This is a genomic window from Spiroplasma endosymbiont of Panzeria rudis (genome assembly GCF_964019705.1).
GTDB lineage: Bacteria > Bacillota_I > Bacilli_A > Mycoplasmatales > VBWQ01 > Spiroplasma_E > Spiroplasma_E ixodetis_A.
This window is the reverse complement of the sequence record NZ_OZ026460.1, coordinates 1,185,776-1,202,959: the sequence shown is the minus strand read 5'-3', so window position 1 is coordinate 1,202,959 and position 17,184 is coordinate 1,185,776. Positions and strand designations below refer to the sequence as shown.

Sequence of the window (17,184 nt, the reverse complement as noted above, 5' to 3'; positions counted from 1 at the left end):
TTGATATCAATTATAAAAAGAACTAAATGTGTAACTACTTTAGGACCTACTTCAAATTCTGCTGATGTTATTAAACAACTAATAGAAAATGGCTCAATTTGTGGGCGTTTAAATTTTTCTCATGGTACTCATGATGAACATTTAGCAAGGGTTTTAATGATTAGAGAAGTATCTAAACAATTAAATGTACCAGTTGCTATTATGTTAGATACTAGAGGTCCAGAAGTTAGAACACATACCTTTACAAAGGGTAGTGTAGAAATCAAAAAAAATGAAATTATTACGATAATTGATAATAAAGAGATTATTGGTACTGCCGATAAGTTTTCTGTAAATTATGGTAATTTAGCAAAGGATATTAAAGTTAATGATAATTTACTAGTAGATGATGGTAAATTAACATTAAAGGTTACAGCGGTTAAAGATCATACTGTTATTTGTCAAGCTTTAAATACACATACTATTAAAGATCGTCGTGCTATTAATATTCCAAATGTTAAATTGTCTTTACCTTTTATTTCTGAAAAAGATAGAGCAGATTTAATTTTTGGTTGTCAGCAAAAAGTAGATTATGTTGCTGCATCATTTGTTTGTTCAGCAGCTGATATTAAAGAAATCCGCAAACTTTTAGATGATAATGATGGTAAACATATTCAAATCATTGCTAAAATTGAATCACAATTAGCAGTTAATAATTTTGATGAAATTTTAAAAGAATCAGATGCTATTATGGTTGCTCGTGGTGATTTAGGAGTTGAAATTCCTTTTGAAAAAGTTCCTTTTTTAGAACGTGAATGAATTAAAAAATGTCGTACTGTTAACAAACCGATAATTGTTGCTACGCAAATGCTAGATTCAATGATAGATAATCCTCATCCAACACGCGCTGAAGTTACTGATGTTTGGGTTGCTATGGATTGGGGAGCAACATGTACAATGTTATCGGGTGAATCTGCCAATGGTAACTATCCTGTGTTATCAATTGCAACAATGAGTAAAATTCTTGTTGATGCTGAAAGTCATCAAGAACAGAGTAAAATTGCTACTGATTTATTGCATACAAAAGATCAATTAGTTGCTAAAACTATTAAAAAAATTATTGAAGAAAAACCACAATATTTAATTACTAATAGTCAAGATAGTAATTATATTAGAACTATTGCTAATGCTCATTTGCCAGTTTATATAATTCCTATTGTTAATAATGTTATTGATTATAATAAATTTGCAATAAACTTTGGAATTTATACTTTTTTAGCAGTTGAAGGAATTCCAGTAGAATTAAGTAATTCTTCGCAATTAGTTAAAAGCATTAGTAGCACTTATATAATCCCTACTAAATCAAAAGTATTAGTAGTAGATATTAATAATAATACTAATCCTTTTACAACTTTTATTGTCAAATAACCTAGTACTACTGAGGTAAATTAGAAAAGGAATTAGGTAAAACATGAAAATTAATGTAATTAAATTAAATGGCAAAACGATGACTTATAATATTGAAAATCCAATTACTGGTTATCAATTATTAAAACAGGAAAATGAAAATATAGATTCTTCAATTATTGCTTTTACTCTGAATGGACAATTAAAAGATTTATATTGAGAAATTAAAGAAGATGCTGAAATCAAGTTTATTAAAAAAGATGATGCTTTAGGATGAACTATTTTAAATTATGGATGTGCTATGATTTTAGCTCATACTATTAAATTAATGTATCCACAAGCGTTAATTACGATTGCTAATACTAATGATAATGGTTTTTATTTAGATTTTGATTATGAAAAGCGACTTTCTAATGATGAATTAATTAAAATTGAAGAGAAAATGCGTGAAATTTTAATAAAAAATATTGAAATTAAAAGAGTTTGTCAAACTAAAGAAGAATCTTTAAAAACTCATAAAGACAATCCTTTTGCTTTAGAATATATTAAATTAAATCATGTTAATGGATTAAAATGCTCTTATTTAGTTGATAATAAGACTTTAGTAGTGGCATCGGGTGTTGCTATTAATAATTCTTCATCAATAAAAGATTTTAAATTATTAAGTATTACTGGTGCATATTGATTAGGAAATGATAAAAATAAACAATTACAGCGCATTTCTGGTATTTGTGATTATTCAAAAGTAAAATTAGTAGATAAACTTAATGAACTTGAAGAACGAAAAAATCGTGATCATCGCAAACTAGGTAAAGAATTAAATATTTTTACTTTTAATGATGATTGTGGTAAAGGATTACCTATATTTTTACCAAATGGTATGGTTATTAAAAAAGTTTTGCAGAAATATTTGAGAAAACAAGAATTTATGTGAGATTATCAAGAAGTATCAACACCAGTTTTAGGTTCTGTTGAATTATATAAAAAAAGTGGTCATTGAGATCATTATCGTGAAAATATGTTTACTCCAATTAAAAAAGAAGAAGAACAATTGGTATTAAGACCAATGACTTGTCCTCATCACTGTATGATTTATAAAAGTGCTCTTCGTAGTTATAAAGATTTACCTTTGCGTTTAAGTGAGCATGCTTTATTATATCGTTATGAAGCAAGTGGTGCTTTAACTGGTTTAGAACGAGTAAGAAGTATGGAATTAACTGATTCTCATATTTTTGTTAGATTTGATCAAATGAAAACAGAATTTAAACGTTGTTATCAGTTAATTGCTGAGGTTTTAAAAACTTTAAATATTAAAATTGATTATTTATCATTATCTTTACGAGATCCTGCTGATAAAGAAAAATATTTTAATGATGATAAAATGTGAAATCAAGCAGAAACAGCATTACGTGAAGTATTAGATGAATTACAATTAGAGTATAAACCAATGATTGGTGAGGCTGCTTTTTATGGACCAAAATTTGATGTTCAAATTAAAACAGCATTAGGTCATGAAATTACAATATCTACTATTCAATTCGATTTCTTATTACCGAAAAAGTTTAATTTAACTTATATTGATGAAAATAATAATGAAACAAATCCAGTTATTGTTCATCGAGGATTAATTGGTACATATGAACGTTTTATTGCCACATTATTAGAACAAAATAAAGGCGTTTTTCCACTATGATTAGCACCAAGGCAAATTGCAATTTTACCAATAAATGAAAAAGAAAAAACCTTAGAATATGCTAATAAATTATTGCAAACTTGTAAACAACATAATTTACGAACTGAAATTATTAGCAGTGGAACTATTTGCAAACGTATTGTTGAAACACAAACTCAAAAAATTCCTTATCAAATTATTATTGGTGATAAGGAAATAGAAAATAATAATTTAAGTTATCGTCAGTATGGTCAAAAAGAAAGTAAAATTGTTACTTTATCAGAATTTTTAAAATTATTAACAAAACAAGTTGAGAATAAAATATAACTATAAAAATTAAAAAATCATTTAAGGTTCTAATTCTTAAATGGTTTTTTAGTTAATTAAGCAATTTAATTTTACTAAGTATATTAGTAAAATTTAAACCATTTTTTTATACGAAAAAAATATTTATATTTTTACTATTATTTTCATTGACATTGGGTTTTGTTTTCTGTAAGATACTTATTGTGCCCGAAAATAAATGGGTTACAAACTAGAAAAAACGATCTTTGAAAACTAAATAGAACAAGAATTAATCCGTCAATTTTTTATTAAAAATTAAATAAGTCAGACATCATCTTTTAACAAAAACAATTTTATTGAGAGTTTGATCCTGGCTCAGGATTAACGCTGGCGGCATGCCTAATACATGCAAGTCGAACGAAAGTAGCAATACTTTAGTGGCGAACGGGTGAGTAACACGTATCTAACCTACCATTTAGTGGGGAATAACTGTTGGAAACGACAGCTAATACCGCATATGTTATTTATTTGCAATGATAAATAATGAAAGGAGCATTTGCTTCGCTAATTGATGGGGATGCGGCGCATTAACTAGTTGGTAAGGTAATGGCTTACCAAGGTAACGATGCGTAGCCGATCTGAGAGAATGAACGGCCACATTGGGACTGAGACACGGCCCAAACTTCTACGGAAGGCAGCAGTAGGGAATTTTTCACAATGGGCGAAAGCCTGATGGAGCAATGCCGCGTGACTGATGAAGGTCTTCGGATTGTAAAGGTCTGTTGTAAGGGAAGAAGTGCTAGAATAGGAAATGATTTTAGTATCGACCATACCTTACCAGAAAGCCACGGCTAACTATGTGCCAGCAGCCGCGGTAATACATAGGTGGCAAGCGTTATCCGGATTTATTGGGCGTAAAGCGTGCGTAGACGGTTTTGCAAGTCTGAGGTTAAATTTAGGGGCTCAACCCCTGACCGCCTTGGAAACTACATTACTAGAGTATAGGAGAGGTTAGTGGAATTTCATGTGTAGCGGTGGAATGCGTAGATATATGAAGGAACACCAGTGGCGAAGGCGGCTAACTGGCCTATTACTGACGTTGTGGCACGAAAGCGTGGGGAGCAAATAGGATTAGATACCCTAGTAGTCCACGCCGTAAACGATGAGTACTAAGTGTTGCCATGAGGCAGTGCTGTAGCTAACGCATTAAGTACTCCGCCTGAGTAGTATGCTCGCAAGAGTGAAACTCAAAGGAATTGACGGGGACCCGCACAAGCGGTGGAGCATGTGGTTTAATTCGAAGCAACGCGAAGAACCTTACCAGGTCTTGACATACCTTGCGAAGCTATAGAGATATAGTAGAGGTTAACAAGGATACAGGTGGTGCATGGTTGTCGTCAGTTCGTGTCGTGAGATGTTTGGTTAAGTTCAGCAACGAACGCAACCCTTGTCCTTAGTTGCCAGCATTAAGTTGGGGACTCTAAGGAGACTGCTAGTGTAAGCTAGAGGAAGGTGGGGACGACGTCAAATCATCATGCCCCTTATGACCTGGGCTACACACGTGCTACAATGGCTGATACAAAGAGTCGCTAAACCGCGAGGTCAAGCAAATCTCAAAAAGTCAGTCTCAGTCCGGATTGAAGTCTGCAACTCGACTTCATGAAGTCGGAATCGCTAGTAATCGCGAATCAGCAATGTCGCGGTGAATACGTTCTCGGGTCTTGTACACACCGCCCGTCAAACCACGAGAGTTGGCAATGCCAGAAGTCGGTGTCCTAACCGCAAGGAGGGAGCTGCCAAAGGCAGGGTTGATGATTGGGGTTAAGTCGTAACAAGGTATCCCTACCGGAAGGTGGGGATGGATCACCTCCTTTCTATGGAGTTTAGTTTCTAATAAGAAACCAAGACAACAAGAAAAATTAGATGGATGATTTATTGGATTACTTCTTTTGTTCTGTTTAGTTTTCAGGGATTGTTTTCTCTGAGCAATTGTTCTTTAAAAACTGGATAATAGACATCTTTTAAAAAAATAAGATAATTTTTATCTTGCAATAGGATATTCTAAAAATAAATTATTAAGAGCGTATGGTGGATGCCTTGGAATTGGAAGACGATGAAGGACGCGATTACCTGCGATAAGCTTCGGGGAGCTGGAAATAAGCTTTGATCCGGAGATGTCCGAATGGGGAAACCCACTATCTTTAATCAGATAGTACTGTACAATGAATTCATAGTTGTGCAGAGTGATACCTAGAGAATTGAAACATCTTAGTACCTAGAGGAAAAGAAAGCGAATGCGATTCCCTTAGTAGCGGCGAGCGAAAAGGGAGCAGCCTAAACCAGTCGTCAGACTGGGGTTATAGGACTGTCTATTAGGTTCGACCTATGAAGAGTTACAAAATTTATATATAGCAGAAGTTGTTGGGAAGCAACGCCATAGATGGTGAAAGCCCAGTATGCGAAATGTATAAATCTCTTGACAGTATCCTGAGTACGGCGAGGCACGTGGAACCTTGTCGGAATTTGCGCAGACCACTGCGTAAGGCTAAATACTAACCAATTACCGATAGTGAACCAGTACCGTGAGGGAAAGGTGAAAAGTACCCCGAGAGGGGAGTGAAATAGTTTCTGAAACCATATGCTTACAACAAGTCGGAGCCCGTTAATGGGTGACGGCGTGCCTTTTGTAGAATGAGCCGGCGAGTTACGATTACATGCAAGGTTAAGTTGAAAAGACGGAGCCGAAGTGAAAGCGAGCCTGAATAGGGCGTTTAGTATGTGGTCGTAGACCCGAAACCAGGTGATCTAGCCATGAGCAGGTTGAAGTTAATGTAACAGTTAATGGAGGACCGAACCAACGTTCGTTGAAAAGACCGTGGATGACTTGTGGCTAGCGGTGAAATTCCAATCGAACCTGGAGATAGCTGGTTCTCCCCGATATAGTTTTAGGACTAGCGTCAGAATTAGTGCAATGGAGGTAAAGCTCTGAATGTATGATGGCCCCACCTCGGGGTACTGAATGCAATTAAACTGCGAATGCCATTGTTACATATCTGGCAGTCAGTCTATGGGTGATAAGGTCCATGGACGTGAGGGAAACAGCCCAGATCATCAGCTAAGGTCCCCAAATCAATGCTAAGTGGAAAACGATGTGGAATTGTTCAGACAGCTAGGAGGTTGGCTTAGAAGCAGCCATCCTTTAAAGAGTGCGTAACAGCTCACTAGTCGAATGATTCTGCGCGGAAAATGTACCGGGGCTAAGCATTGTACCGAAGCTATGGGTCTATATATATGTTTACATATATTGTGGGCGGTAGGGGAGCGTTCTAATCTGCGACGAAGTTAGACCGGAAGGACTAGTGGAGCGTTTAGAAGTGAGAATGCCGGCGTGAGTAACGATTGAAGGTGAGAATCCTTCATGCCGATTGACCAAGGTTTCCTGGGCTAGGTTCGTCCACCCAGGGTTAGTCAGGACCTAAGGCGAGGCCGAAAGGCGTAGTCGATGGATAACAGGTTGATATTCCTGTACCACCATGGTGACTGATGGAATGACGGAGAAGGCTAAAATGTCCCAGTGGTTGGTAGTGCTGGGCTAAGTACAAAGAGGGTTGTGTAGGCAAATCCGCACAGCGTTAACCTTGAAGTACGATGGGGAGTGAACGGTTCGCTTAGTAACGAAGCATTTGATGCCATACTTCCAAGAAAAGTTTCTAAAGACATCACCATGGTGCCTGTACCGAGAACGGACACACGTGGTCAAGGAGAATATCCTAAGGCAAGCGAGATAACTATAGCTAAGGAACTCTGCAAAATAACCCCGTAAGTTAGCGAGAAGGGGAGCTCATAGCAATATGAGTCGCAGTGAAGAGGTCCGGGCGACTGTTTAGCAAAAACACAGCTCTCTGCTAAGTCGTAAGACGATGTATAGGGGGTGACGCCTGCCCAGTGCTGGAAGGTTAAAGAGATTTGTTAGCGTAAGCGAAGCTTTGAACTGAAGCCCCAGTGAACGGCGGCCGTAACTATAACGGTCCTAAGGTAGCGAAATTCCTTGTCAGGTAAGTTCTGACCCGCACGAAAGGCGTAACGATCCGGACGCTGTCTCGGCTATAGACTCGGTGAAATCTTAGTACCTGTGAAGATGCAGGTTACCCGCGATTAGACGGAAAGACCCCGTGGAGCTTTACTACAACTTGATATTGAATTTTGGTGTAGTTTGTACAGCATAGGTGGGAGACGTTGATATGCAGACGCTAGTAGGCATGGAGTCACCATTGGGATACCACCCTTGCTATATTGAAATTCTAACTTGAGACCATAATCTGGTCTAAGGACAGTGTCTGGTGGGTAGTTTGACTGGGGCGGTCGCCTCCTAAAAAGTAACGGAGGCGCCCAAAGGTACCCTCAATATGAATGGAAATCATATGTAGAGCGCAAAGGTAAAAGGGTGCTTGACTGCGAGACATACAAGTCGAGCAGGAACGAAAGTTGGGCTTAGTGATCCGGCGGTGCTGTGTGGAAAGGCCGTCGCTCAACGGATAAAAGTTACCCCGGGGATAACAGGCTAATCTCTCCCAATAGTTCATATAGACGGGGAGGTTTGGCACCTCGATGTCGGCTCATCGCATCCTGGAGGTGTAGTCGCTTCCAAGGGTTGGGCTGTTCGCCCATTAAAGCGGTACGCGAGCTGGGTTCAGAACGTCGTGAGACAGTTTGGTCCCTATCTGTCGTGGGCGCAAGAAATTTGAGGAAAGCTGTTCCTAGTACGAGAGGACCGGAATGGACCTACCTCTGGTGCACCAGTTGTCACGCCAGTGGCACAGCTGGGTAGCTATGTAGGGCATGAATAAGCGCTGAAAGCATCTAAGCGCGAAGTCAGTTCCAAGATGAGATTTCTCATTCGAAAGAAGTAAGATCCCTTGAATACTACAAGGTTGATAGGTCAGGTGTGTAAGCATAGTGATATGTTCAGCTTACTGATACTAATAGATCGAGGATTTATTGAAGAATATATTCTCTATTGCAAATCAAAAGTAATCAAATTTAAAGATGTCTGTTTCTAGTTTTTAGGGAGCAATTGCTAAACTATTTGGTGTCCATGGCGGAGTGGTCACACCTGTTCCCATCTCGAACACAGCAGTTAAGCACTCCAGCGGCGAAAATACCAGCAATGGGAAAATAGCACGATGCCAAATTTTTTTTATTGTTAATCTTAATGTAAAAATTAAAAAAATCTTAATTTTTACATTAAAATAAGTAAATAATTTTATTTTTAATTTATAAAACTGATAAAATAAGTCAAACTTTTGGAATATTTCAACAAATAAACGATGGGCATCAAATTGATAGTTTAGTAGTTGACAAGGATAATACTGTTTTTGCTGGTTCTTGAAATGGTCGTCTTTATAAGATAAAGAATGGAATATATGAGGTAATACCACGAGGTTAAAGGTTTAGTCATTGATAGAGATAATAATTTATTTGTTGGTATTGACTCTAATAAAGTATATAAAAAAATAGAAGATACAGATTTATGTTCTGAATTATCTGGAATAAAAAATACTGATGATCATATTTTTGCTTTAGCAGTTGGTCCAGATGATTCAATTTATGCTGCTGGATCGCAAGGAATCTTATATACAGCTAAAAATTTTAATAAAATATAGGTTATATATAAGTAATTAGTATTAAAATTAATAAAAATAAAAGACTTGCTTGCTAATTATATAGTAAGTTTTTTTATTTTTATTTAAATTTATGTACTAACATATTAAAAAAATCTTGTAATTTATTAAAAATCTAATATAATAATAGTTGACATAAAGAAAGTAGTTTTTACGCTCACCTGATAACTAAGTTGTTATAGGTTCAATGCTTTAAATTTTTATTTTTAAAATAAAGTTTTGTAGTGGTGAGTGTGCGTTTTAGCAGACTTTTATTTATGCAAATTAAAGGAGGTATGTATGGCTTTTAAAAATAATGATAATTTATGAAATAGTAATATTCCCTTTTATGAATTTTTATTAATTGGTAATGAGGGTATTAATTATGGCTTAATGAAAAAAAATGATGCTTTAAAAAAAGCAGAAGATTTAGGATATGACCTGTTATGTATATCACCAAATGCTAAACCACCTGTTTGTAAAATGTTTAAATTTGATACATATCGTTTTGAACAACAAAAAAAGGAAAAAGAAGTTAAAAAAGCACAAAAATTAACAATTGTTGAAGAAAAAGAAATTCGACTAAGTGTTGTTATTGATAACAATGACATTAAAACAAAGGCAAATAAGGCTCGTAAATTTCTAAGTAATGGTAACAAAGTAAAAGTTACATTAAAATATCGTGGTCGTGAATTACATAATCCTGAAGTAGGATTTGAAGTAATTACAAAATTTTATAAAGAATTAGAAGATATTTGTATTTATGATAAAAACTTTGATAAAAAAGAAAAAAATATACAAACTATTTATCTTTTTCCAAAAAAGAAAAATCAAGAAAATTAACAATAGGAGGTAAAATATGCCAAAAATGAAAACAAAAAAAGCTTTAAAAAAAAGAATTAAAGTAACAGGAAGTGGTAAATGAATGCGTAGTGGTGCTTTTGTTTCTCACTTAGCTCAAAATAAAACAACAAAACAAAAACGTCAATTACGTGGGTGAAGTGAAGTATCTGCTTCTGACTATAAGCGTTTAAAAGATTTAATTTAGGAAGGTGACAAAATAAATGGCTAGAGTTAAAGGCGGTTATACAACTAATCATCGTCGTAAAAAAATACTAAAAGCAGCAAAAGGATATTATGGAGCAAAACATAGTTTATATCGTACAGCAAATGAACAAGTAATGAACTCATTAGCATATGCTTATCGTGATCGTAAAAATTGTAAACGTGAGTTTCGCAAGTTATGAATTCAAAGAATTAATGCAGCTGTTCGTAATTATGATTTATCATATTCACGTTTTATTGATGGCTTAAATAAATCTAATATTAATCTTAATCGTAAAATATTGTCTGAGTTATCAATTAATCAACCAGAAGAATTTGAGAAATTAGTTTTGGCATCAAAATCTGCTTTAGCAAAATAATTAATTGCAAATTTTATATAAATTAAAAACACTTGAAATAAATTTAATTTATTTCAAGTGTTTTTAATTTATAAAATTATGATAAGTTTTGGAAATGTATTTAATATAAATTTCAAAGAATATTTTTTTATCACAAACTTTGTTTTATAATATATTTAATGGTAAAATTAAAAAATAAATTCGCTTCTTAGTATAAAAATAAGAAAGAAATTTAAAAAAGAGGGGAGGCATTATGCAATTTTTTTTTCTTGGATTTTTTGATGGTAATCCACAAGCAGTTATTAATCCTTTATTTGGTATGTATTATTGAATTGGCTTATCTATATCATTATTCTTGATAATTAGTTTATTTATTTTTAAAAGGTTTTATGCTAATTTAAGTAAGTGCTATAGTTTTAAATATAGTTTAGGTATTTTTCAAATACTTTTATATATTAGTTTTTATATTGTTCATGGATTGAATGGAGATAATTATCAATGGTATGATTATTTTCCTTTTCAATTATGTTCGGTATTAAATATTACTAGTGGTATATTATTAATTATTCCTAATAAAAGTTTATTTAATATTACTTTTCCTTTAATTGGTCCTGTTATTTTGGCATTTTTATTACCAGATAAAACAAAATGAGTTTTTGGTCCACAGCATTTTCTTTATTGAAATTATTATTTTATTCATATTATTATTCTTTTTTCTTATTTACTTTTATATTTATATGGTCATATTGAATATGACAAAATATATATCAAAAAAAGTATATTATATTTAACTTTATTTGGTGGTGGTGTTTTTATTTTTAATACTTCCTTTGGTACTAATTACTTATTTATTGGAAATGCCGGTTATACAGCAAGTTTTGGTAAAAAAGTATTAGACACTTCAGTGTGGTTACCAATTTTACGTTTTACATTTATGTCTGTTGTTGGTATTTCATTACTAGTTTTAACATATATTTTTATTATAAAAACTTTATCTCCTTTTTATTTAGAAAAAGGAACAAAAATTAATCCTATTTACAAAGATAAAAAATCATTAATTACAAAATTTTATAAAAAATTAAATTTAAAAGATAAAAAAATAATGAAATCTTAATTAATAATTAAAAAAAGAAAGTGAGTTAATTATGTTAAATTCAAAACAATTTTCAACAATTATCCAACTTCAAAATGAGTTAGATAAAAAAATAATTATTAATCGCGGTGTTAGCGATATTAAAACATTAAATTCTAGATTTTTAGCACTTTTAGTTGAATTAGGTGAATTTGCAAATGAACAAAGATGTTTTAAATATTGAAGTTCAAAACCAAGTAGTGAAAAATCAGTAATGCTTGAAGAATATATTGATAGTCTTCATTTTATTCTTAGTATCGGTAATAGCATTAATATTGATTTTCAAAATTTTAGTTTTTCAGAAAAAACAAATTATCAAGATCTTAATCTTGCATTCATTGATTTATTTGCTTTTGTTACAACTTTTTTTAAATCAAAATCAAGTAATGATTTTTTTGAATTATTAAATATTTATTTTACAATTGGTAAAAAATGTAACTTTAATAGTGAAGACATTATTTCTTGTTATATTTATAAAAATGAAATAAATCATTTACGACAATCACAAAATTATTAATGGAAATAAGTGATCGTTTTATTTAGGAGATTAAAATGACTAATGTTAAAATTTTCAATTATAATAATACAAAATGAGAGTACATTATTACATATAAACAACAAAAACATATGTATTTAAAAGTGCGCAATGATCAAATTATTATTAGTGCTCCATTTTTTATGCAAGAAAAATTAATTGAAGATTTCATTTTAAAAAGTTTACCTAAAATTTTAAAAAAGAAAACTATATTAAAACCTAATATTGTTATTAATAATAATGACAGTTATCTTTATTTTTTAAGTAAAAAATATAAATTAATTACTAAGTATCATTCAAAAAAAACCATTATTTATTTTGAATTTAATAATTTGGTAGTATGCACAAATATTCAAGATGATAAGCAAATATTAATTAAAATTCAAAAATTTTTAAAAGAAGAGTCAAAAAATATTTTTATGAGTCGTTTACAATATTGATCAGAAATTATGAATATTGAGTTTTCAGTACTAAAAATTCGTTCGATGTTAAATAAATGAGGTGTTTGTCAACCAAATACTAAAATCATTACACTTAATTATAAATTAATTCATTTTGATTATGCTGTAATTGATTATGTTATAATTCATGAGTTAACGCATATAATTCATGCTCATCATAAAAAAACATTTTGAAATTTTGTTGCTCAATATTGTCCAGATTTTCAAGATTGTCAAAAAATATTAAAACAAGGAGTTATGGATGAAACAAATAACCTCACTTAAAAATCCAATAATTCAAGAATTAGTTTTATTACATGAAAGAAAACATCGCAATGTTAAAAAAAACTTTTTAATTGAAGGAGAACATTTAATTAGTATTGCATTATTAAAAAAAAGATTACTTGCAGTATATGTTGATGAGAAGTATTTAGACAAATATGCAAATTTATTAAAAGATTGTAATAATATTGAAGTTATTGTTGTAAATAGTATGATTATTAAAAAAATTTCACAACAAAAAACACCACAACCAATAATTGGCGTTTGTAATATTGTTAAACCTTTAAATTATTTTTATTCTTCTCATATTATTCTAATTGATACAATTCAAGATCCAGGTAATTTAGGAAATATTTTACGCAGTGTTACTGCTTTTAATATTTCTGAAGTATATTTATCGAATGAAAGCGTTGATTTATATAATCACAAAGTAATTAGTGCAAGTCAAGGAGCTATTTTTTATACTAATGTGTATTATGAAAATTTTGATCAATTTTTATTAAAAGTAAAAAATGCAAATTATATGATTTATGGTACATTTCTACATGAAGATAATAGTACTAATTTATCTGAAATTACCTTTAAGCAAAAGAATGCTTTTTTATTTGGCAATGAAGGACAAGGCATTAATAAAAAGTATAAAGATAAAATTAATAGTAATATTTTTATTCCAACTTCTTTTAATGTTGAATCATTAAATTTAGCAACAAGTATAGCAATAGTAACGTATTGCTTATTTACTAGTAATATATTAAAATAAATTATACTTATTTTGAATTATAAAAATTTAATTATACATATTAACAAATTAATGGAGGAATAGAATGTTAGCGGTTAACGATTTAAAAAAAAGATTAGAAATTATTAGACAGCAAGCATTTAATAATATTGATGAAGTTGCTGATTTACATAAATTGCAAGTTTTAAAATCACAATATTTAGGTAAAAATTCGGATATTAATAATATATTAAAATCTTTAGAAAAGTTTCCTCATAATTTTAGAATTGAAATTGGTCAAGCAGCTAATAAATTAAAAAAAGAAATTAATGAATATATAATAAAAAAATTTAATGAAATTGAGAAAGATAACATTAATAAGCGTCTTAAATCTTCAGAAATTGATTTAACACTACCGGGTATTGATTTTAATATTGGTCACATCAATCCTCTATTAAAAACTGTTACCGAAATATCTGAAATTTTTAAAAATTTGGGTTATCAAATCATTAGTGGTAATGAAGTAGAAAATGAAGAATATAATTTTAATCGCTTAAATTTACCATTTGATCATCCAGCAAGAGATATTCAAGATACTTTTTATCTTGAAAATAATAATGACAAACTTAATCGTTGATTATTAAGAACACACGCTACAAATATGACTGCACGCATTCTTAGCGAGCAAGATAAAAATTCAAAAGAAACCACGGCTATTATTAGTTTAGGAAATGTTTATCGAAAAGATGATGATGATGTTACTCATTCTCATCAATTTATGCAAGTTGATGGGTTTTTAGTTAGTTCTAACATTACTTTTGCAAATTTAAAATGAACATTAAATTATTTTTGTCAGCAATTTTTTGGTATGGAAACTAAAACAAGATTACGTCCTAGTTATTTCCCATTTACGGAGCCTTCAGTTGAAGTAGATGTAAGTTGCCCAAAATGTAATACAGAAGGTTGTTCATTATGTAAGTATACTGGTTGAATTGAAGTTTTGGGTGCTGGTATGATTCATCCAAATGTTTTTATTGCTGCTGGTTTAGATGAAACAACAGCAGGTTTTGCCTTTGGTGTAGGCATTGAAAGAATTACTATGATTAAATATGGCATTGACGATATCAGATTATTTTATAATAATGATTTTCGATTCTTAAAACAATTTTAAAAATTAAAAGGAGTATAAAATAAAATGATAGTTTCACGTAAAATCATTTCGCAGTGATTGAATATTAATAGCATTAAAGATTATGAAATCGTTGATGCTTTAAATAGTTTAGGTTTTGAGGTTGATCAAGTAAAAAATTTAATGTTTAGTAATACAAACTTAGTTGTTGGTCAAATTACTAAAATTACCAAACATCCTAAATCGAATAAATTAAATATTTGTGAAGTAACAGTAGGTACTGAAATGTTAACTATAGTTTGTGGTGCACCAAATGTAGTTATTGGTATTAAAGTTGTTGTAGCAAGGATAGGAAGTGTTTTAGGTAATGGTCTTACTATTGTTGAAAGAACAATTCAAGATGTTGTTTCTTCAGGAATGCTTTGTTCATTAACAGAATTAGGATTAAGCGGTATTGTTCAGAATAAAGAAGAATTAAGTGGTATTATTCATTTACCAGATGATGCAATGATTGGTAATATTAATCCGTTACAATATTTAAATTTAGATGATACAATTTTTTTTATTGATTTAACAGTAAATCGTAGTGATTGTTTGGGGATTTATAGTATTGCTAGAGAATTAAGCGGGTATTTTAAAATTCCTTTAAAAAACATGGAAGTTAGTAGTATAGGAAAATTTGATAATAAAAGTCAAGTTAGCGTTCTTAATGGTAAAATTCAAGCTTTAGCAACATTAAAGATTGAATTTGATGATAAATCTGTAATAACACCAATTTGAATTAGAAGAACACTACAACTTGCAAATATTGTACCCAAAACTTTATCAGAAGATATTATTCATTTAGTAATGTTAGAATTGGGTCAACCCTTAATTACTTTTAGTGCTGATGTTTTAAAAAAACCATCTTTAAATATTTCGCCTAAATCATACCCAGAAGGTAATTTGCAAATTAAAGAGGGCGATATTTTATTACACGATAAATATTTGGCTTTTAGTGTTTTAGGAGTTAGTCATAATATTGAATATGAAGTTAAACCAAGTTCCAAAGAAGTTTTTATATTTTCAATTAATCCTGATGTTACCTTAATGAGTAAACAAGCAAAACGACATGGTGCTCTTATTAATACATTATTAGAACGTTTAACAAGACCAGTTGTTCCTGACTATTATTTAATTGCTTTACAACGTTATTTGTTTATTTTAGGACAATTGCAAGTTAAATATGAAATTACCGGTTTTAGTAATGATGTTCCTTATCAAGTTAAAACAAAAGTGATTAACTTTAATTTTAATTTTATTAATAAAATTTTAGGTACAAAATTTGAGTTTAATGAAATAATTAATTATTTGACTATTATTGGTTGTCAAATTGAAATTGATGCAAAAAATCAAGAAATTTTAAAAGTAACAGTTCCTAATCATCGTAGTGATTTAAATAACGCTAATGATTTTAGTGAAGAAGTTGCCAGAGTATTTGGATATGATAAATTACCAGTTATTAAACCACAATTTAATGTATCATTTAAGTCACCAACAGCATTGGAAAATTTAATGATGAAATGAAGACAACATTTAACAAGTTATGGTTTTAATCAAGTAAAAACATATAGTTTAACAAGTATGCAGAGATTAAATGATTTTAATTTTTTTAAATATAAAATACCTGTAAAATTAGAAGCACCGTTGACATTAACAAGAGAAGTTATGCGTTTTAGTTTGACAGATAGTTTATTAAGAATTTGTCAATATAATTATGCACGTAAAGAAACACAATTAAAAATTTTTACTGATGAAACTGTTTATACAGGTGATGAAACTGATGATAATCATCATTTAGCTTTTATGATTATGGATAATTTTTGACCAAAAATTAATGCTAATAAAATTACTAATAGTACTTATTATTTTATTAAAGGTTTTTTAGATGGTTTTTTAGCAAAAGTTATGCCAAATTTATTTAACTCTATTGTTTATAAAAATAATAATAATTCTTTAATGCATCCGTATTTAAGCGCAGATATTTTTTATGAGCAAGAACATATTGCTACTATTGGCGCACTGCATCCACAAACTGAAAAAATAATGAATGTTGAAAAAATATTCTTAGCAGAAATTAATTGTAGTAAGTTAGTTAAAATCATAGAAGAACAACAAAAAGTAGTTTCTAAATTTAAGCTTTGATCAAAATTTAATACTTTAAGTCGTGATATATCAATTATTGTTAATAGCGATATTCAATTTTCTGATGTAAAAAATGCTATAATGTTTGCAAATATTGATTTTTTAGAACAAATATCTTTGGTAGATTTTTATAATGATGAAAAATTAAAATCACAACATCAACACTCATTAACTTTTAATTTGAAATTTAATAGTCAAGAAGAACAATTAGATGAAACAAAAGTAAGTGGACAAATAAGTAATATTCAAGAAATATTAAAGAAAAAATTTCAAGCAATTATTCGTTAAAAATATAACAAAATATTAAATAATAACATTAATATATTTTTTTATTATATTAAATTTTAAATTGGGTGAG

11 protein-coding genes and 3 rRNA genes are annotated in these 17,184 nt (G+C 30.4%); all 14 read left to right on the top strand.

The genetic code is table 4. From position 1 onward, the window contains the following. The 14 genes from pyk (at window position 1) to pheT (ending at window position 17,114) form a co-directional block, all read left to right on the top strand. Entirely contained in the window at window positions 1-1,407 is a 1,407-nt protein-coding gene (gene pyk, locus AACK89_RS06675; protein ID WP_338978164.1) for a pyruvate kinase, read from the top strand. Between the two features lie 43 nt (window positions 1,408-1,450). Continuing rightward, the gene (thrS, locus tag AACK89_RS06670; RefSeq protein WP_338978161.1) at window positions 1,451-3,385 is read left to right on the top strand and encodes a threonine--tRNA ligase; all 1,935 of its coding nucleotides are present in this window, start codon (window positions 1,451-1,453) and stop codon (window positions 3,383-3,385) included. Window positions 3,386-3,695: 310 nt separating this feature from the next. Then, window positions 3,696-5,217: ribosomal RNA gene (locus tag AACK89_RS06665) — 16S ribosomal RNA — on the top strand. 191 nt (window positions 5,218-5,408) lie between these two features. After that, window positions 5,409-8,346: ribosomal RNA gene (locus AACK89_RS06660) — 23S ribosomal RNA — on the top strand. An 82-nt stretch (window positions 8,347-8,428) separates the two neighbouring features. Next, window positions 8,429-8,535: ribosomal RNA gene (gene rrf / locus AACK89_RS06655) — 5S ribosomal RNA — on the top strand. Together the 16S, 23S and 5S rRNA genes form the textbook arrangement of a ribosomal RNA operon. A 768-nt stretch (window positions 8,536-9,303) precedes the next feature. Beyond that, the gene (infC, locus tag AACK89_RS06650) at window positions 9,304-9,846 is read left to right on the top strand and encodes a translation initiation factor IF-3 (protein ID WP_338978159.1); all 543 of its coding nucleotides are present in this window, start codon (window positions 9,304-9,306) and stop codon (window positions 9,844-9,846) included. 16 nt (window positions 9,847-9,862) lie between these two features. Continuing rightward, entirely contained in the window at window positions 9,863-10,051 is a 189-nt protein-coding gene (gene rpmI / locus AACK89_RS06645) for a 50S ribosomal protein L35 (protein ID WP_174480739.1), read from the top strand. Between the two features lie 16 nt (window positions 10,052-10,067). After that, on the top strand, window positions 10,068-10,427 hold the full coding sequence (rplT, locus tag AACK89_RS06640; RefSeq protein WP_338978156.1) for a 50S ribosomal protein L20: 360 nt from the start codon (window positions 10,068-10,070) through the stop codon (window positions 10,425-10,427). Window positions 10,428-10,659: 232 nt separating this feature from the next. Further along, window positions 10,660-11,520, top strand: coding sequence for a hypothetical protein (locus tag AACK89_RS06635; protein WP_338978154.1), 861 nt, complete (start codon window positions 10,660-10,662; stop codon window positions 11,518-11,520). Between the two features lie 31 nt (window positions 11,521-11,551). Then, entirely contained in the window at window positions 11,552-12,055 is a 504-nt protein-coding gene (locus AACK89_RS06630; RefSeq protein WP_338978152.1) for a dUTP diphosphatase, read from the top strand. A gap of 35 nt (window positions 12,056-12,090) precedes the next feature. Beyond that, on the top strand, window positions 12,091-12,798 hold the full coding sequence (locus tag AACK89_RS06625) for a M48 family metallopeptidase (protein ID WP_338975911.1): 708 nt from the start codon (window positions 12,091-12,093) through the stop codon (window positions 12,796-12,798). Beyond that, window positions 12,776-13,555, top strand: a complete 780-nt coding sequence (locus AACK89_RS06620; protein ID WP_338978150.1) for an RNA methyltransferase — start codon at window positions 12,776-12,778, stop codon at window positions 13,553-13,555. The genes AACK89_RS06625 and AACK89_RS06620 overlap by 23 nt, the downstream gene beginning before the upstream one ends. 64 nt (window positions 13,556-13,619) lie before the next feature. Then, a complete protein-coding gene (gene pheS, locus AACK89_RS06615) occupies window positions 13,620-14,684 on the top strand; it encodes a phenylalanine--tRNA ligase subunit alpha (RefSeq protein WP_338978147.1) in 1,065 nt (354 codons plus the stop codon). 24 nt (window positions 14,685-14,708) lie between these two features. Further along, window positions 14,709-17,114, top strand: coding sequence for a phenylalanine--tRNA ligase subunit beta (pheT, locus tag AACK89_RS06610; protein ID WP_338978144.1), 2,406 nt, complete (start codon window positions 14,709-14,711; stop codon window positions 17,112-17,114). Window positions 17,115-17,184 lie beyond the last annotated feature (70 nt).